The organism is Streptomyces sp. NPDC015242, assembly GCF_043079125.1.
GTDB lineage: Bacteria > Actinomycetota > Actinomycetes > Streptomycetales > Streptomycetaceae > Streptomyces.
Genome location: NZ_JBIBUF010000002.1, coordinates 31,664 through 49,441, shown reverse-complemented (window position 1 = coordinate 49,441; position 17,778 = coordinate 31,664). Strand labels below are relative to the sequence as shown.

At 71.9% G+C, this 17,778-nt stretch carries 16 protein-coding genes; 11 read left to right on the top strand and 5 right to left on the bottom strand.

Going from position 1 to position 17,778, the window contains the following annotated elements; all coding sequences use genetic code 11:
• Positions 1-20 precede the first annotated feature (20 nt).
• The gene (locus tag ACF07N_RS05675; protein ID WP_392108891.1) at positions 21-734 is read left to right on the top strand and encodes a hypothetical protein; all 714 of its coding nucleotides are present in this window, start codon (positions 21-23) and stop codon (positions 732-734) included.
• Positions 735-782: 48 nt separating this feature from the next.
• Here ACF07N_RS05675 and ACF07N_RS05670 read toward each other — a convergent pair whose 3' ends face one another.
• Together ACF07N_RS05670 and ACF07N_RS05665 are read right to left on the bottom strand one after the other, a co-directional pair.
• Positions 783-2,825, bottom strand: a complete 2,043-nt coding sequence (locus tag ACF07N_RS05670) for a TIM-barrel domain-containing protein (protein ID WP_392108888.1) — start codon at positions 2,823-2,825, stop codon at positions 783-785.
• Between the two features lie 107 nt (positions 2,826-2,932).
• Complete coding sequence (locus tag ACF07N_RS05665) at positions 2,933-3,946, bottom strand: LacI family DNA-binding transcriptional regulator (RefSeq protein ID WP_392111036.1); 1,014 nt, start codon at positions 3,944-3,946, stop codon at positions 2,933-2,935.
• Between the two features lie 337 nt (positions 3,947-4,283).
• Here ACF07N_RS05665 and ACF07N_RS05660 point away from each other — a divergent pair, with 337 nt between their 5' ends.
• From ACF07N_RS05660 to ACF07N_RS05630, 7 genes are all read left to right on the top strand, one after another.
• On the top strand, positions 4,284-6,224 hold the full coding sequence (locus ACF07N_RS05660; protein ID WP_392108885.1) for an acyl-CoA dehydrogenase family protein: 1,941 nt from the start codon (positions 4,284-4,286) through the stop codon (positions 6,222-6,224).
• 92 nt (positions 6,225-6,316) lie between these two features.
• Positions 6,317-7,573 carry a 1-deoxy-D-xylulose-5-phosphate reductoisomerase gene (gene dxr, locus ACF07N_RS05655; RefSeq protein ID WP_392108882.1) on the top strand — a complete coding sequence of 419 codons (1,257 nt, stop codon included), beginning with the start codon at positions 6,317-6,319 and terminating at the stop codon, positions 7,571-7,573.
• Positions 7,574-7,581: 8 nt separating this feature from the next.
• On the top strand, positions 7,582-8,874 hold the full coding sequence (locus ACF07N_RS05650; protein ID WP_392111033.1) for a M50 family metallopeptidase: 1,293 nt from the start codon (positions 7,582-7,584) through the stop codon (positions 8,872-8,874).
• Between the two features lie 168 nt (positions 8,875-9,042).
• Positions 9,043-10,200, top strand: a complete 1,158-nt coding sequence (gene ispG / locus ACF07N_RS05645; RefSeq protein WP_383325954.1) for a flavodoxin-dependent (E)-4-hydroxy-3-methylbut-2-enyl-diphosphate synthase — start codon at positions 9,043-9,045, stop codon at positions 10,198-10,200.
• A 189-nt stretch (positions 10,201-10,389) separates the two neighbouring features.
• Positions 10,390-11,238, top strand: a complete 849-nt coding sequence (locus ACF07N_RS05640) for a GNAT family N-acetyltransferase (protein ID WP_392108879.1) — start codon at positions 10,390-10,392, stop codon at positions 11,236-11,238.
• A gap of 43 nt (positions 11,239-11,281) precedes the next feature.
• Positions 11,282-11,812, top strand: coding sequence for a GNAT family N-acetyltransferase (locus ACF07N_RS05635; protein WP_383337841.1), 531 nt, complete (start codon positions 11,282-11,284; stop codon positions 11,810-11,812).
• 72 nt (positions 11,813-11,884) lie between these two features.
• A complete protein-coding gene (locus tag ACF07N_RS05630) occupies positions 11,885-13,585 on the top strand; it encodes a proline--tRNA ligase (RefSeq protein WP_383325963.1) in 1,701 nt (566 codons plus the stop codon).
• 45 nt (positions 13,586-13,630) lie between these two features.
• Here ACF07N_RS05630 and ACF07N_RS05625 read toward each other — a convergent pair whose 3' ends face one another.
• The 3 genes from ACF07N_RS05625 to ACF07N_RS05615 are packed head-to-tail and all read right to left on the bottom strand — an operon-like array spanning position 13,631 to position 15,612.
• Positions 13,631-14,569, bottom strand: a complete 939-nt coding sequence (locus tag ACF07N_RS05625; RefSeq protein WP_392108874.1) for an aminoglycoside phosphotransferase family protein — start codon at positions 14,567-14,569, stop codon at positions 13,631-13,633.
• A gap of 48 nt (positions 14,570-14,617) precedes the next feature.
• A complete protein-coding gene (locus ACF07N_RS05620) occupies positions 14,618-15,082 on the bottom strand; it encodes a DUF4439 domain-containing protein (RefSeq protein WP_392108871.1) in 465 nt (154 codons plus the stop codon).
• The gene (locus ACF07N_RS05615) at positions 15,079-15,612 is read right to left on the bottom strand and encodes a hypothetical protein (protein WP_392108868.1); all 534 of its coding nucleotides are present in this window, start codon (positions 15,610-15,612) and stop codon (positions 15,079-15,081) included. The genes ACF07N_RS05620 and ACF07N_RS05615 overlap by 4 nt, the downstream gene beginning before the upstream one ends.
• A gap of 218 nt (positions 15,613-15,830) precedes the next feature.
• On the opposite strand from ACF07N_RS05615, the gene rimP reads away from it, so the two are divergent.
• The 3 genes from rimP (at position 15,831) to ACF07N_RS05600 (ending at position 17,739) form a co-directional block, all read left to right on the top strand.
• Positions 15,831-16,331 carry a ribosome maturation factor RimP gene (gene rimP, locus ACF07N_RS05610; RefSeq protein WP_392108865.1) on the top strand — a complete coding sequence of 167 codons (501 nt, stop codon included), beginning with the start codon at positions 15,831-15,833 and terminating at the stop codon, positions 16,329-16,331.
• 2 nt (positions 16,332-16,333) lie between these two features.
• Positions 16,334-17,320, top strand: coding sequence for a transcription termination factor NusA (gene nusA, locus ACF07N_RS05605; protein ID WP_383325978.1), 987 nt, complete (start codon positions 16,334-16,336; stop codon positions 17,318-17,320).
• 122 nt (positions 17,321-17,442) lie between these two features.
• Positions 17,443-17,739, top strand: coding sequence for a YlxR family protein (locus ACF07N_RS05600; protein ID WP_392108862.1), 297 nt, complete (start codon positions 17,443-17,445; stop codon positions 17,737-17,739).
• Positions 17,740-17,778: the final 39 nt, after the last annotated feature.

Here is a 17,778-nt window from a genome sequence, read left to right as displayed (position 1 = left end):
CCACCCATGGAAGGGACACCATGGCAACACGCACCCTGAGCAGGTTCGGCAAGGCCCTGCTGGCCCCGGCCCTGGCGCTCGGCGCCACCGTCGGCCTCGCCGCCGCCCCCGCCTCCGCCGCCGTCTGGAACTCCTGCGACCAGTGGGGCAACACGAGCCTGAACGGCTACACGCTCTACAACAACATCTGGGGCTCCGGCGCCGGCAGCCAGTGCGTCTGGGCCAACTCCGGCACCAACTGGGGCGTCTGGGCCGACCACCCCAACACCGGCGGCATCAAGTCCTACCCCAACTCCAAAAAGGTGATCAACAAGACGATCACCTCGCTGACCTCACTCACCAGCAGCTACAACGTGACGGTCCCGTCGTCCGGCGCGTACAACACGTCGTACGACATCTGGGACACCGACTACGACTACGAGATCATGCTCTGGGTCAACCACAACGGTGCCGTCGGGCCCCTGGGCACCTTCCAGGGCAGCGTCACCCTCGGCGGTCACACCTGGAACGTCTACAAGGGGAACAACGGCGCCAACGAGGTCTTCTCGTTCCTGCGGACCTCCGACTCCACCTCCGGCAGCGTCAACATCCTGCCGATCCTGAAGTGGATCAAGGACACCAAGAAGTGGATGGGCAACGAGACCATCGGTGACGTGCAGTTCGGCTACGAGATCACCTCGTCGTCGGGCGGCCTGAACTTCACCACCAACAATCTGACGGTCAGCGGCGGCTGACCCGCGGGAACCGGGGCCGGCCACGCCGGCCGGCCCCGGCCGGGGCGGCTACTCCACCACCGGCAGCCGTGCCCCGTCCCGCAGGAACAGCGGGATCCGGTCCAGCGGGGCGTCGACGGTCACGGCCCGGCCGCCCTGGTACGTCTCACCCGTCCAGGCGTCCGTCCAGACGGCCCCCGCCGGCAGATAGGCGGTCCGGGTGGTGGCGCCGGCCGTCAGCACCGGGGCGACCAGCAGGTCCGGGCCGAAGAGGTAGCAGTCGTCGACCGGCCAGGCGGCCTCGTCGCCGGGGAACTCCAGGAACAGCGGCCGCATCACCGGCAGCCCCTCCTCGTGAGCCGCGCGCATCACGTCCAGCACGTACGGCTTCAGCCGCTCCCGCAGCCGCAGGTACCTCTCCAGCACGGCCCCGGCCTCCTCGCCGTAGGACCACACCTCGTTCGGGCCGCCGGTCATGTCCGGGCCCAGGGGCATGCCCGGGTCGCGGAAGCCGTGCAGGCGCATCAGCGGGGACAGCGCGCCGAACTGGAACCAGCGCACCATCACCTCCCGGTACGCCGGGTCGTCCGGGTCGCCGCCGTGGAAGCCGCCGATGTCGGTGTTCCACCACGGGATGCCCGACAGCGCGGTGTTGAGGCCGGCCGCGATCTGGCGGCGCAGGGTGGGGAAGTCCGTGCCGATGTCGCCGGACCACAGGGCGGCGCCGTAGCGCTGACTGCCCGCCCACGCCGAGCGGTTGAGGGTCACCACCTCGCTCTCGCCGGACGCGGTCAGGCCCTCGTGGAAGGTGCGGGCGTTCTCGGCCGGGTACAGGTTGCCGACCTCCAGGCCCGGACCCGCCCAGTAGCGCAGGTTCTCCTGGAATCCCGGCTTCAGCTCCGGCTCGCAGGCGTCCAGCCAGAACGCCGTGATGCCGTACGGATGCAGGTAGTTCTCCTTCACCTTCGACCACACGAACGCCCGGGCTTCGGGGCGGGTGGCGTCGTAGAAGGCGACCTGGACCGTGGAGGCGACTCCCTTGTCCGGCCAGTCGGCGTGCGCCGTCGGGCCGTACTGGGTGCCGATGAAGTACCCGCGCTGCTCCATGACCGGGTGGTTCTCGCTCAGCGGCGACACCGACGGCCAGACGCTCACCACCAGCTTGACGCCGAGCTCGTCCAGCTCCCGCACCATCGCCGCCGGGTCCGGCCACTCCTTCGGGTCGAACCTCCACTCGCCGAGGTGCGTCCAGTGGAAGAAGTCGCAGACGATCGCCGAGATCGGCAGGCCACGCCGCTTGTACTCGCGGGCCACCGCCAGGAGTTCGTCCTGCGTGCGGTAGCGCAGCTTGCACTGCCAGAAACCGGCCGCCCACTCGGGCAGCATCGGCGTCCGCCCGGTCACCGCGCTGTAGCGGCGCTGACCGTCGGCCGGGGTGCCCGCGGTGATCCAGTAGTCGATCTGGCGGGCCGAGTCGGCGACCCACCGGGTGCCGTTGTGCGCCAGCTCCACGCGGCCGATCGCCGGGTTGTTCCACAGCAGCGTGTAGCCGCGGCTGGAGGTCAGCACCGGGATGCCGACCTCGGCGTTGCGCTGCACCAGGTCCAGCACCAGGCCCTTCTGGTCCAGCCGCCCGTGCTGGTGCTGGCCGAGGCCGTACAGCTTCTCGCCGTCGTATGCGGCGAAGCGCTGCTCCAGGCGGTGGTGGCCGTTGCCTACGGCCGTGTAGAGGCGGGGGCCGGGCCACCAGAAGTGGGCGCGCTCCTCGGCGAGCAGCTCGCCGCCGTCCTCGGTGCGCAGGAAGCGGATCATGCCCTCGGCGTCCACCTCCACGGTGAGCGCGCCCACGGTCAGCCGGCCCGCGCCGTCGCCGGTCCACACCGCGGACGGCGCCGCCGGGGCCTCGTCGAGCAGGGCGCCCGGCAGCCCGTCGAGCAGGGGGCCGCCGAGCCGGGCCCGCACCCGGACCGCGTCGGGACCCCACGGCTCGATCCGTACGGTCTCCTGGCGGCCGCTCCACTCCAGCGCGCCGTCCCGCTCGCGGCACGTGCCGACGGTGGGGGAGGACTGCGCCAGGCTCACCTGGGGCTGGATCTCAGCAGGCTGGTTCACGCGTGCTCCTGTGCTCCTGGAGGAGTGCGGACAGGGTGCCCCCGGGGAGGGGGCGAGGTGCGCAACGAGGCCGGGGAGAGCAGAAGCAGGCAGGGGGCAGGGGGTGCCTACGGGCGGCTCGGCGCCGGTCCCGTGCTGGCCCGTACCGTCAGCTCGGGTGCGAGCAGCACGACCTCGTCGCTGCCGCGTCCCTCCAGCTTGGCGACCAGGTGTTCCACCGCGCGCCGGCCCATCTCCTGCGCGGGGAGGGCGACCGACGTGAGCCGCACCGAGGCCTGCGTCGCCACCTGGTCGGGGCAGATCGCGACCACCGACACGTCCTCGGGCACGGCCCGGCCCTGCTGCCGCAGCAGGGCGAGCAGCGGCTCGATGGCCGACTCGTTCTGCACGATGAGCCCCGAGGTGCCCGGGCGTTCGTCGAGGATCCGGGCGAGCGTGACCGCCACGGCGTCGTACCCGCCCTCGCAGGGCCGGTGCAGCAGCCGCACGCCCAGTTCCCGCGCCCGGGACCGCAGCCCGTCCAGGGTGCGCTCGGCGAAGCCCGTGTGCCGTTCGTAGACCGCCGGTGCCTCACCGATGACAGCGATGTCGCGGTGGCCCTGCCCGGCCAGGTGCTCCACGCACAGCGCGCCCGTCGCCCGGAAGTCCAGGTCGACACAGGTCAGTCCGGCGGTGTCGGCGGGCAGCCCGATGAGCACGGACGGCTGGTCCGTCGCCCGCAGCAACGGCAGCCGCTCGTCGTCGAGTTCGACGTCCATCAGGATCATCCCGTCGGCGAGCCCGCTGCCCGCGACGCGGCGCACCGCGTCGGGCCCCTCCTCGCCGGTGAGCAGCAGCACGTCGTAGCCGTGGGTCCGCGCGGCGGTCGCCACCGCGATGGCGATCTCCATCATCACGGGCACGTACATGTCCGTGCGCAGCGGGACCATCAGCGCGATGATGTTCGACTTGCTGCTCGCCAGGGCGCGGGCCCCGGCGTTCGGGTGGTACCCGAGTTCGCGGATGCTCCGCTCGACCCGCTGCCGGGTGGGCGAGGAGATCGACCGCTTGCCGCTGAGGACATAGCTCACCGTGCTCGCCGAGACTCCGGCGTGCTGGGCGACCTCGGCGAGGGTGACCATCCAGCTCTCCAAGTTTTTTGTGAAGCGCTTCGACAGCGCGCCTTGCTGATAGGGAGGGGCGAGGGTGGTTCGACAGTAGCTCCAGCGCGAGTGGGTGTCCATAGGCTGTCGAAGCGCTTCGATTCCGGTTTCCGGGAGCGGTCCCGGCCTCCGGGAAGGCACCTCGATGCAACACCGTCCGCGTCCCCCCGGGCAAGTCTCGCGCCCGCCGCGCCCCTTCGGCCGAACGGACGCGCGAGGACTGGTGAGGGCGTCCGCTTTCGGGTACCAACGATCCAGTAGCACCGGTCGGTAACGTCAAGTCATCACTCATCCTAGATGCGGCGAGGTGACCCTCATGTCCGCTTCCACCACCCCCTCATCCCGTCCCGCCGTCACCGAGCGGGAGGCCCGAGAGGTGGCGGAGGCCGCCCGGGAACAGCACTGGCGCAAGCCCAGCTTCGCCAAGGAGCTGTTCCTCGGCCGCTTCCGGCTCGACCTCATCCACCCCCATCCCGTCCCCGAGGACGAGGCGGCCGAGCGCGGCGAGGAGTTCCTCGCCAAGCTGCGCGACTTCGTCGAGACGAAGGTCGACCCGGCCCTCATCGAGCGTGAGGCCCGGATCCCCGACGAGGTGATCACCGGGCTGAAGGAGCTCGGCGCCTTCGGCATGAAGATCGGCACCAGGTACGGCGGCCTCGGCCTCACGCAGGTGTACTACAACAAGGCACTCGCCCTGGCCGGCTCCGCCAGCCCCGCGATCGGCGTGCTGCTCTCCGCGCACCAGTCGATCGGCGTGCCCCAGCCGCTGAAGCTGTTCGGCACCGAGGAGCAGCGCGAGCGCTTCCTGCCGCGCTGCGCCCGCACGGACATCAGCGCCTTCCTGCTCACCGAGCCCGACGTCGGCTCCGACCCGGCCCGGCTGGCCACCACGGCCGTGCCGGACGGCGACGACTACGTCCTGGACGGCGTGAAGCTGTGGACCACCAACGGCGTCGTCGCCGACCTGCTGGTCGTCATGGCCCGCGTGCCGAGGTCCGAGGGCCACCGGGGCGGCATCACCGCCTTCGTCGTCGAGACCAACTCGCCGGGCGTCACCGTCGAGAACCGCAACGCCTTCATGGGCCTGCGCGGCATCGAGAACGGCGTCACCCGTTTCCACCAGGTCCGCGTCCCCGCCGCCAACCGGGTCGGCGAGGAGGGCCAGGGCCTGAAGATCGCCCTGACCACCCTCAACACCGGGCGGCTGTCCCTGCCCGCGTCCTGCGTGGCGGCCGGCAAATGGTGCCTGAAGATCGCCCGCGAGTGGTCGGCGGCCCGCGAGCAGTGGGGCAAGCCCGTCGCGCACCACGAGGCGGTCGGCTCCAAGATCTCCTTCATCGCGGCGACCACCTTCGCCCTGGAGGCCGTCACGGACCTCGCCTCGCAGATGGCCGACGAGGACCGCAACGACATCCGCATCGAAGGCGCCCTGGCCAAGCTGTACGCCTCCGAGATGGCCTGGACGATGGCCGACGAACTCGTCCAGATCCGCGGCGGCCGCGGCTTCGAGACGGCCGCGTCCCTGCGGGCCCGCGGCGAACGCGGCGTCCCCGCCGAGCAACTGCTGCGCGACCTGCGCATCAACCGCATCTTCGAGGGCTCGACGGAGATCATGCACCTGCTGATCGCCCGTGAGGCCGTCGACGCCCACCTCTCGGTCGCCGGCGACCTCATCGACCCCGAGAAGTCCCTCGGCGACAAGGCGAAGGCCGGCGCCAACGCCGGCGCCTTCTACGCCAAGTGGCTTCCCAAGCTGGTCGCGGGACCGGGCCAACTGCCCACCTCCTACGCCGAGTTCAAGCACGGCGTGGACCTCTCCGGGCACCTGCGCTACGTCGAGCGCACCTCCCGCAAGCTCGCCCGCTCCACCTTCTACGCCATGTCCCGCTGGCAGGGCCGCATGGAGTCCAAGCAGGGCTTCCTCGGCCGGATCGTCGACATCGGCGCCGAGCTGTTCGCCATGAGCGCGGCCTGCGTCCGGGCCGAGCTCCTGCGCAGCCAGGGCGACCACGGCCGCGAGGCCTACCAGCTCGCCGACGTCTTCTGCCGCCAGGCCCGCATCCGGATCGAAGAGCTCTTCACCCGCCTGTGGACCAACACCGACGACCTCGACCGCAAGGTCGTCAAGGGCGTCCTGTCCGGCACCTACGCGTGGCTGGAGCACGGCATCGTCGACCCGTCCGGCGACGGCCCCTGGATCGCCGACGCCACCCCGGGACCGTCGCGGAGGGAGAACGTCCACCGGCCCGTCCGGTAGCTCAGGCCTGGGGGCGCGAACCACTGCGGCGCGCGCCCCCGGGAAGGGGACGCGCTGTCCTCACACACGGGGCTTACGGCAACAATGGAGGGATGAGCGACAGTCCAGCCCCCCTCGCCGACCCGCACCTCGTCTACGACCCGGTGGCGGGCGACGGCCCCAAGGACGTGGTGATCCTCGGCTCCACCGGGTCCATCGGCACCCAGGCCATCGACCTCGTGCTGCGCAACCCCGACCGGTTCCGGGTCACCGGCCTCTCGGCCAACGGCGGCCGGGTCGCCCTCCTCGCCGAGCAGGCCCACCGGCTCCGCGTGCGCACGGTCGCCGTGGCCCGGGAGGACGTCGTACCGGCCCTGCGCGAGGCGCTCACCGCGCGGTACGGCACCGGCGAGCCGCTGCCCGAGATCCTCACCGGCCCGGACGCCGCCACGCAGCTCGCCGCCGCCGACTGCCACACCGTCCTGAACGGCATCACCGGCTCCATCGGACTCGCCCCGACCCTCGCCGCCCTGGAGGCGGGCCGCACCCTCGCGCTCGCCAACAAGGAGTCGCTCATCGTCGGCGGCCCGCTGGTCAAGGCCCTGGCCAAGCCCGGCCAGATCATCCCGGTCGACTCCGAGCACGCCGCCCTCTTCCAGGCCCTGGCCGCCGGCACCCGCGCCGACGTGCGCAAGCTGGTGGTCACCGCCTCCGGCGGCCCCTTCCGCGGCCGGACGAAGGAGGAGCTGTCCCACGTCACGGTGGAGGACGCCCTCGCCCACCCCACCTGGGCCATGGGGCCGGTCATCACGATCAACTCCGCGACCCTCGTCAACAAGGGCCTGGAGGTCATCGAGGCGCACCTGCTCTACGACATTCCCTTCGACCGCATTGAGGTCGTCGTGCATCCCCAGTCGTATGTCCACTCGATGGTTGAGTTCACGGATGGATCGACACTGGCCCAGGCGACCCCGCCCGACATGCGCGGGCCCATCGCCATCGGCCTCGGCTGGCCCGAGCGCGTGCCCGACGCGGCGCCCACCTTCGACTGGAGCAAGGCCTCGACCTGGGAGTTCTTCCCGCTCGACAACGAGGCGTTCCCCTCGGTGAACCTCGCCCGGCACGTCGGCGAGCTCGCGGGCACAGCCCCGGCGGTGTTCAATGCGGCCAACGAGGAGTGCGTCGAGGCGTTCCGCGCAGGCGCACTGCCGTTCAACGGGATCATGGACACCGTCACCCGGGTCGTCGAGGAGCACGGCACCCCGCGCGCGGGAACCTCGCTCACCGTGTCGGACGTCCTCGAAGCGGAGACCTGGGCGCGCACCCGGGCCCGGGAACTGGCGGCACAGACGGCGGAGGCCCGTGCATGACGACCCTGATGTTCATCCTCGGCATAGTCCTCTTCGCGGTCGGCCTGCTGTTCTCGATCGCGTGGCACGAGCTGGGGCACCTGTCGACCGCCAAGCTCTTCGGCATCCGCGTGCCGCAGTACATGGTCGGCTTCGGCCCGACGCTCTTCTCGCGCACGAGGGGCGAGACCGAGTACGGCGTCAAGGCCATCCCGTTCGGCGGCTACATCCGCATGATCGGGATGTTCCCGCCCGGCCCCGACGGCCGCCTGGAGTCCCGCTCCACCTCCCCGTGGCGCGGCATGATCGAGGACGCCCGCTCCGCCGCGTACGAGGAGCTGCGGCCCGGCGACGAGAACCGCATGTTCTACACGCGCGCCCCCTGGAAGCGCGTGATCGTGATGTTCGCCGGCCCCTTCATGAACCTCATCCTCGCGGTGGTGCTGTTCCTCACCGTGCTGATGGGCTTCGGCATCACCCAGCAGACCACCTCGGTCAGCTCGGTCTCCCAGTGCGTCATCGCCCAGAGCGAGAACCGCGACAAGTGCGAGAAGGGCGACCCGGCCTCCCCGGCCGCCGCGGCGGGCCTCAAGGCGGGCGACAAGATCGTCTCCTTCGGCGGCACGCCCACCGACGACTGGAACGAACTGTCCGACCTGATCCGCGCCAACCCCGGCAAGGAGGTGCCGATCGTCGTCGAGCGGGACGGCCGCGAGGTCACCCTGCACGCGAAGATCGCCTCGAACCAGGTCGCCAAGAAGGACGCCGGCGGCCAGATCGTCGAGGGCGAGTACGTCCAGGCCGGCTTCCTCGGCTTCAGCGCCGCCACCGGCGTGGTCAAACAGGACTTCGGTGACTCCGTGACCTGGATGGGCGACCGGATCGGCGAGGCCGTCGACTCCCTCGCCGCCCTCCCCGGCAAGATCCCGGCCCTGTGGAACGCGGCCTTCGACGGCGCCGAGCGCGAGGCCGACTCCCCGATGGGCGTGGTCGGCGCGGCCCGCGTGGGCGGTGAGATCTTCACCCTCGACATCCCGCCCACCCAGCAGCTGGCCATGGCCCTGATGCTGGTCGCCGGCTTCAACCTCTCCCTGTTCCTGTTCAACATGCTGCCGCTGCTGCCGCTCGACGGCGGCCACATCGCGGGCGCGCTGTGGGAGTCGCTGCGCCGCAACACGGCCAAGCTGCTGCGCCGGCCCGACCCGGGCCCCTTCGACGTGGCGAAGCTCATGCCGGTCGCCTACGTGGTCGCGGGGATCTTCATCTGCTTCACGATCCTGGTCCTGATCGCGGACGTGGTGAACCCGGTGAGAATCTCCTAGTCATACAGAGTTCACGGCGGCCCGGCAGGCTTTTCGCCGGGCCGCCTCCCATCGGGTGGCACCACGGGTGGGATGTGCCCGTGCCCGCGCCCGTGCCGTAATCTCGAAGCTCGGAGCCCGCTGCTCACGGGACCGGACCTTGATCCACGACTTGGGGTTGCACAGCAGATGACTGCGATTTCTCTCGGCATGCCGTCCGTTCCGACCAAGCTCGCCGAGCGCCGGAAGAGCCGCCAGATCCAGGTCGGGTCCGTCGCGGTCGGCGGAGACGCCCCCGTCTCGGTCCAGTCGATGACCACCACGCGCACGTCCGACATCGGCGCGACCCTCCAGCAGATCGCCGAACTGACCGCCTCCGGCTGCCAGATCGTCCGCGTCGCCTGCCCGACCCAGGACGACGCCGACGCCCTGTCGACCATCGCCCGCAAGTCGCAGATCCCGGTCATCGCCGACATCCACTTCCAGCCCAAGTACGTCTTCGCCGCGATCGAGGCCGGCTGCGCGGCGGTCCGCGTCAACCCCGGCAACATCAAGCAGTTCGACGACAAGGTAAAGGAGATCGCCAAGGCGGCCCGCGACCACGGCACCCCCATCCGCATCGGCGTGAACGCCGGCTCCCTCGACCGCCGCCTGCTGCAGAAGTACGGCAAGGCCACCCCCGAGGCCCTGGTCGAGTCGGCCCTGTGGGAGGCGTCCCTCTTCGAGGAGCACGACTTCCGCGACATCAAGATCTCCGTCAAGCACAACGACCCGGTCATCATGATCGAGGCGTACAAGCAGCTCGCCGAGCAGTGCGACTACCCGCTGCACCTCGGCGTCACGGAGGCCGGCCCCGCCTTCCAGGGCACCATCAAGTCGGCGGTCGCCTTCGGCGCCCTGCTCTCCCAGGGCATCGGCGACACGATCCGGGTCTCCCTGAGCGCGCCGCCCGCCGAGGAGGTCAAGGTCGGCATCCAGATCCTGGAGTCGCTGAACCTGCGCCAGCGCGGCCTGGAGATCGTCTCCTGCCCCTCCTGCGGCCGCGCCCAGGTCGACGTCTACAAGCTGGCCGAAGAGGTCACCGCCGGCCTCACCGGCATGGAGGTCCCGCTGCGCGTCGCCGTCATGGGCTGCGTCGTCAACGGTCCCGGCGAGGCCCGCGAGGCCGACCTCGGCGTCGCCTCCGGCAACGGCAAGGGCCAGATCTTCGTCAAGGGCGAGGTCATCAAGACCGTCCCCGAGTCCAAGATCGTGGAGACCCTCATCGAGGAGGCCATGAAGCTGGCCGAGCAGATGGAGAAGGACGGCGTGGCCTCCGGCGAGCCGTCGGTGGCGGTCGCGGGCTGAGGCGGGTCTCCCGCGCCCCGCAAGGGGCGCGGGGCCGTGCCGCCACGCGGCTCCGCCGCGTGGGCGCGACAGGCCACAGGCGTCCCCCGACCGCCCGGCGACCACGAGCCCTGAGCTCCGGGACGCCCCGCCCGGGCACCGCAGCTATAGTGCGGAGACCAGCCGACCCCAGTGTGTGAGGCCCCGCACGTGTTGACCCAGACCACTTCACGGGTCCTCGAACCGAGCGACCTGGACGCCGCGCTCGCCGTCCTCGACCGCGAGCCGGTCACGAACGCCTTCGTGACGTCCCGGGTGCAGATCGCCGGACTCGACCCGTGGCGGCTCGGCGGCGAGATGTGGGGCTGGTACGAGGACGGCATCCTCACCTCCCTGTGCTACGCGGGCGCCAACCTCGTGCCGATCTGCGCCGGACCGCGCGCCGTCCGCGCCTTCGCCGACCGCGCCCGCCGCTCCGGCCGCCGCTGCTCCTCCATCGTCGGCCCCGCCGGCCCCACCGCCGACCTGTGGCGCCTCCTGGAGCCGCACTGGGGCCCGGCCCGTGAGGTCCGCCGCCACCAGCCCCTCATGGTCACCGACCGGCTGCCGGACGGAGTCACCCCCGACCCCTACGTGCGCCGCGTCCGCAAGGACGAGATGGAAACGATCCTGCCGGCGTGCGTGGCCATGTTCACCGAGGAGGTCGGCGTCTCGCCGCTGGCCGGCGACGGCGGGCTCCTCTACCAGGCCCGCGTCGCCGAACTTGTCGGCTCCGGCCGGTCCTTCGCCCGTTTCGACGCGGACGGCAAGGTCGCCTTCAAGGCCGAGATCGGCGCCGCGACCGACCGGGCGTGCCAGATCCAGGGCGTGTGGGTGGCCCCCGAGTACCGGGGGACCGGCCTGGCCGCCCCGGGCATGGCGGCCGTCCTGCGCTACGCCCTGGCGGACGTCGCCCCGGTCGTCAGCCTCTACGTCAACGACTTCAACACCGCGGCCAGGAGGACGTACCAGCGCGTCGGCTTCCAGGAGGTCGGCGCGTTCATGAGCGTTCTGTTCTGAAGCGCCCGGACGACGACCGGAAGCCCCCTGTAGGCTCCCCGCCATGGACCTGGTGATCGGCCCCCTCGACCTCTCCGCCCACGTTGACGAGGCCCTGGCCGTCCAGGCCGTGGCCTTCGGTCTCGGCCCCGACGAAGTCGCCGTCCGCCGCCAGATCGTCCTGCGCCACATGACCTACCCCGGCGCCCGGGCCCTCGGCGCGACCGTGGGCGGACGCCTCGTCGGGTTCGTGTACGGCATGCCCAACGACCGCACCCACTGGTGGTCCACCGTCGTGGAGCCCTACCTGCGCGCCCAGCACCACGACCACTGGCTCGACGACTCCTTCGTGATCACCGAGCTGCACGTGCACCCCGGCCACCAGAACCGCGGCATCGGCCGCTCCCTGATCACCGAGATCACCGACGGCGCCGCCGAACCCCGCTCGATCCTCTCCGCGATCGACACCGACAGCCCCGCCCGCGCCCTGTACCGCTCCCTCGGCTACCGGGACCTGGCCCGCCAGGTCCTCTTCCCGAGCGCCCCGAAGCCGTACGCCGTGATGGGCGCCCCGCTCCCGCTGCTGCGCCGCTAACCGATTTCCGCCGCCCCGTGCCGCCCGGCTAACCTCCTGCCATCACCTACACGTAGCAGGAGCAGACGAACCATGGCGAACGCACCGGTCCAGCGCATGTCCCAGTTGTTGGCGAAGACGTTGCGCGACGACCCGGCCGACGCCGAGGTCCTCAGCCACAAGCTCCTCGTCCGCGCCGGCTACGTCCGCCGCACCGCCGCCGGCATCTGGAGCTGGCTCCCCCTCGGCAAGAAGGTCCTCGCCAACGTGGAGCGCATCGTGCGCGAGGAGATGGACGCCATCGGCGCCCAGGAGGTCTCCCTGCCCGCCCTGCTGCCGCGCGAGCCCTACGAGGCGACCGGCCGCTGGAACGAGTACGGTGCCGAGCTGTTCCGCCTCCAGGACCGCAAGGGCGGCGACTACCTCCTCGGCCCCACCCACGAGGAGATCTTCACCCTGCTGGTGAAGGACCAGGCGTCCTCCTACAAGGACCTGCCCGTGATCCTCTACCAGATCCAGAACAAGTTCCGCGACGAGGCCCGGCCCCGCGCCGGCATCCTGCGCGGCCGCGAGTTCCTGATGAAGGACTCCTACTCCTTCGACACCGAGGACGAGGGCCTCGCCCGGTCCTACGCCCTGCACCGCGAGGCCTACCAGCGCGTCTTCGCCCGGCTCGGCCTGGACTACCGCATCTGCGCCGCCACCGCCGGCGCGATGGGCGGCTCCAAGTCCGAGGAGTTCCTCGCCCCGGCCGAGGCCGGCGAGGACACCTTCGCCGACTGCCCGAACTGCGACTTCGCCGCCAACACCGAGGCGATCACGTACGAGCTGAAGCCCGTCGACGCCACGGACGTCCCGGCCGCCGAGGACATCCCCACCCCGGACACCCCGACCATCGAGACCCTCGCCGCCTCCCTCGGCGTCCCGGCCTCGGCCACGCTGAAGAACCTCCTCGTGAAGGTCGACGGCGAGATCGTCGCGGTCGGCGTCCCCGGCGACCGCGAGGTCGACCTGGACAAGGTCGAGGCGCACTTCGCCCCGGCCACCGTCGAGCTGGTCACCGAGACCGACTTCGCGGCCCGCCCCGACCTGGTCCGCGGCTACGTCGGACCGCAGGGCCTGGACAAGGTCACGTACATCGCCGACCCGCGCGTCGCCCCGGGCACCTCCTGGATCACCGGCGCGAACAAGCCCGGCACGCACACCAGGAACGTCGTCGCGGGCCGCGACTTCGAGGTCGACCAGTACGTCGACGTCGTTGTCGTGCAGGAGGGCGACCCCTGCCCGAAGTGCGGCACGGGCCTCGTCCTGGACCGCGCCATCGAGATCGGTCACATCTTCCAGCTGGGCCGCAAGTACGCCGACGCCCTCAAGCTCGACGTCCTCGGCCAGAACGGCAAGCCGGTCCGCGTCACCATGGGCTCCTACGGCATCGGCGTCTCCCGCGCGGTCGCCGCCCTCGCCGAGCAGAGCGCCGACGACAAGGGCCTGTGCTGGCCCAAGGAGGTCGCCCCGGCCGACGTCCATGTGGTCGCCGCCGGCAAGGCCCTGCAGACGGAACTGGCCCTCGACATCTCCGGCAAGCTGGCCGCGGCGGGTGTCCGTGTCCTGGTCGACGACCGTGCCGGCGTCTCCCCGGGCGTGAAGTTCACGGACTCCGAGCTGATCGGCGTCCCGCAGATCCTGGTGGCGGGCCGCCGCGCCGCCGAGGGCGTCGTCGAGCTGAAGGACCGCCGCACCGGCGAGCGCGAGGAACTGACGGTCGAGGAGGCCGTCGCCCGCCTCACGGCGTAAGGGCCCGGGGGGTGCAGGCGTGAGCGCTCCGCGCGGCCGGGGCGCTCACAGCCAGCCCGCGAACTCCAGCAGCAGCTCGGCGTCGCGGGGCCGCCCCACCCGCCCCGCGCGCACACCCGACTCCACGGCCCGGAACAGGGTCCAGCCGCGCAGCCGTTCCTGGTCCACGTCCAGCGACTCGGCCAGCCGCTTGATCCGGCGCCGGGTCGTCGCCGCGCCGGACGGCTGGGCGATCAGGTCCTCCACCCGGTCACGGACCAGCCGGGCCAGGTCGAACGCGCACTCGCCGACCACCGGGTCCGGCCCCACGGCCAGCCAGGGCATCCGTTCCCCGGCGAGCACCTTGCTCTGCCGGAACGTGCCGTGCAGCAGCCGGTGTTCGGGCGGTGCGGCCAGCAGCTCCTCGCGTGCCGCGAGCGCCAGATCGACCAGCGGGGCCACCTCGGGATCGGTCCGCGCCCGGGCCCGCATCGCCTCGGCCTGCCGCCCGGTCCGCTCGGCCACCGTCTCGAAGGGGAAACCGGCGGGCGGCTCGACCCACAGCCGCCGCAGCGTCCCCGCCGCCTCCAGCAGCGCCTTCGCCTCCGGCAGCGACCGCACCGACACGTCCGGGTGCAGCCGCTCCAGCAGCAGCACCCCCTCGGCCGACGGGGCTCCGTCACCGTCCGCCGCGAGCCCGGCCCCCGGCGCCGCTTCGAGCAGCTGCACGGCTCCTCGCCCGGCCCAGTGCGCGAGCGCGGCCCGCTCCGCCTCCGGCCGGGCCCGCCCCGGCGCCAGCTTGAGCACGGCGGGCGTTCCGTCGGCCGTCCGCACGAGCACGACCAGACTGCTGCGCCCGCCGGGCACCTGCACCCGCTCCACGGTCAACTCGCGTAGCGCGACGGCCCGCCGCGCCGTCTCCGGCAGCTTCTCCAGCCAGTCGTCGCCGTCCGGGGCCGTCTCACCGAGCGCCCTGACCAGGCGCTGCGGCGGTTCGAGAACCATGCGCGAGTCGTTCCCTTCGTGCTCGTGGCGGTGCGTGCCCCGCGCGGGTCACGCCGTGGGCGCCGCCGAGGGCGGAGCCGTGCCCGCCCGCTCGGCGAGCCCAGGGAAGGCTACGCTCTCCCCGCGCCAGCGCACCGCCCGGACCGCCGCCTCGCGCAGCGCCTCGGCGGCCAGCGCCCGCCGCTCACCGGCCGCGGCCCGCACCAGGTCGGAGTAGACCCCCGCCACCCGGTCCTCCAGCTCGGCGGCCAGCCGCGCGGCCGCCGCCGCGTCCGCCACCGGGAAGGGAAGCGCGTACCCGGCGGCCGCCGCCACGGGCCGCCCGCCCGAATCCTTCACCTCGCGCACCAGCGCGTCCCGGCGCGCCCGGTGCGCGTCGTACGCCGTCCGTGCCTCCGCGCGCCGCCCGTCGCCGATCCTGCCGCCGACGACGCCGTACCCGTACACCACCGCGTGCTCGGCCGCCAGGGCCGCCTGCAGGGCCCGCAGCTCCCGGTCCTTCGCCTCGCTCACGCGTCCCCCTCCGTCAGCAGATACACGTGCGCCGCCCCGGCCGCCGCCGCCGACGCCAGCAGCCGCGCCAGCTCGCCCGGGACGCCGAGCAGGTCCTCCGACCGCCGGTCGGCCAGCTCCCGCTCCGCGGCGGCCAGCCCGGCCAGGGCCTCCTTGTCGTTCCCCGGCACGCCGGCCGGCGGGGAGGCGGAGGCCGAGGGCGCCGCCGAGGCCGACCCCGACGGCGATGCTTTCCGGCCACCTCCGAACGCCTGGGCGTGCCGTTCGACGTTCTCGCGCAGCGGTCCCAGGCGCCCCGCCAGAGCCGGCCGCGCGGCGATCACGGCGTCGTACCGCTCCAGGAGCCTCTCGCTGTCCCGCGCCGCACGCGCGCGTGCCCGGCGCTCCGCGGCCGAGGAGCCGTCTCCCGCGCCCGCGGACTTCTCCGTGCCCGCCGTGCAGCCCGCCAGGGCGAGGGCCGCGGGCGCGGCAGCGAGCAGACTCCTTCTGCGCGGCCCCGAACGGGCGCGCGGCGGTGAGGGGAACGGCACGTCAGACGTCCTCGGGGGCTCGTGGCGGGAAACATGCGGGAAGGCAGGGAAACCACTGGGCTGCATGCCCGTGATCACGGTACCCGGGCCGTCGCCCGGGACCACTCAGCGGCACCGTTCGTGACCGGGTGGACGGCAACACTCCCCGCGACCGGATACCCTTTGACCAGACACGCGACCCATCCCACAACAGCACACGCGGCCGAGGAGTCACCCGGATGAGCACCACCCAGAGCGAGAGGCTGCGAGAACTGCTGGAACCGCTCGTCGCCTCCCAGGGTCTGGACCTCGAAGAGATCGAAGTGGACTCCGTCGGCCGCAAGCGTGTGCTGCGCGTCGTCGTCGACTCGGACACCGGTGCGGACCTGGACCAGATCGCCGATGTGAGCCGCGCGCTCTCGGCGAAGCTCGACGAGACGGACGCGATGGGCGCGGGGGAGTACACCCTCGAGGTCGGCACCCCGGGCGCGGAACGCCTCCTCACGGAACACCGGCACTACGTCCGGGCCACCGGCCGGCTGGTGAGGTTCCAGCTGGCCGAGGGCGGCGAGCTGGTCGCCAGGATCCTGAAGGTCGACGACGACGGCGTCGACACCGAGGTGCCCGGAGTCAAGGGCCGCAAGGCCACCGCGCGCAGACTCGCCTTCGACGAGATCGTCCGGGCACGCGTCCAGGTCGAGTTCAGCCGCAAGGACAACAAGAAGGAAGAGGAGGCGTAGCCGTGGACATCGACATGAGTGCCCTGCGGGGCTTGGTTCGGGAGAAGGAGATCTCCTTCGACCTGCTGGTCGAGGCGATCGAGTCGGCCCTCCTCATCGCCTACCACCGCACCGAGGGAAGCCGCCGTCACGCGCGCGTGGAGCTCAACCGGGAGACCGGCCATGTGACCGTGTGGGCGAAGGAGGACCCGGACGACCTCGAGGAGGGCCAGGAGCCCCGCGAGTTCGACGACACCCCGTCCGGCTTCGGCCGTATCGCCGCGACCACGGCCAAGCAGGTCATCCTGCAGCGCCTGCGCGACGCCGAGGACGACGCGACGCTCGGCGAGTACGCCGGCCGCGAGGGCGACATCGTCACCGGTGTGGTCCAGCAGGGCCGCGACCCGAAGAACGTGCTGGTGGACATCGGCAAGCTGGAGGCCATCCTGCCGGTGCAGGAGCAGGTGCCGGGCGAGACCTACCCGCACGGCATGCGGCTGCGCTCGTACGTCGTCCGGGTGGCCAAGGGCGTCCGCGGCCCGTCCGTGACGCTGTCGCGCACGCACCCCAACCTGGTGAAGAAGCTGTTCGCCCTGGAGGTGCCGGAGATCGCCGACGGAAGCGTGGAGATCGCCGCGATCGCCCGTGAGGCCGGTCACCGCACCAAGATCGCCGTACGGTCCACCCGTTCGGGCCTGAACGCCAAGGGTGCCTGCATCGGCCCCATGGGCGGCCGGGTGCGCAACGTGATGGGCGAGCTGAACGGTGAGAAGATCGACATCGTCGACTGGTCGGACGACCCGGCGGAGATGGTCGGCAACGCGCTCTCCCCGGCCCGCGTCTCCAAGGTCGAGATCGTCGACATGTCGACCCGTTCGGCCCGGGTGACCGTGCCGGACTACCAGCTGTCCCTGGCCATCGGCAAGGAAGGCCAGAACGCCCGTCTCGCGGCCCGGCTGACCGGCTGGCGGATCGACATCCGCCCGGACACCGAACCGGCCGCGGAGTAGGCCGCACGGTCCGGGAATGGATCCCGGCCGTGGGTCGTTCAGATCACGACAGGTTCACGCGCTGCAACTGATCGAATGCTGCCCCGCAGGAGTGAGGCGCGTACGGGGAGGTAGACTTAACTGTGTCTGGCCGGACACGCGACCGCGTGTGCCCTGAACGTACCTGTGTGGGGTGCCGGGAGCGAGCGGCCAAGGCTGAACTGCTGCGGATCGTGGCGATCGAGGACGCGTGCATCCCTGATCCTCGCGGTACGCTGCCCGGCCGGGGTGCGTACGTACACCCCGCCCAGGTCTGTCTGGACCAGGCGGTACGCCGCCGGGCGTTCCCGAGGGCACTGCGCGTCCCGGGACCGCTCGACACAAAGGCGTTGCGCCGATACGTCGAGCAGACAACAGTTGCCGATCAGGCAACACCGTAAGAACGTGCCGCACGGAACCCCGTGTGGTCTAGGTACCTC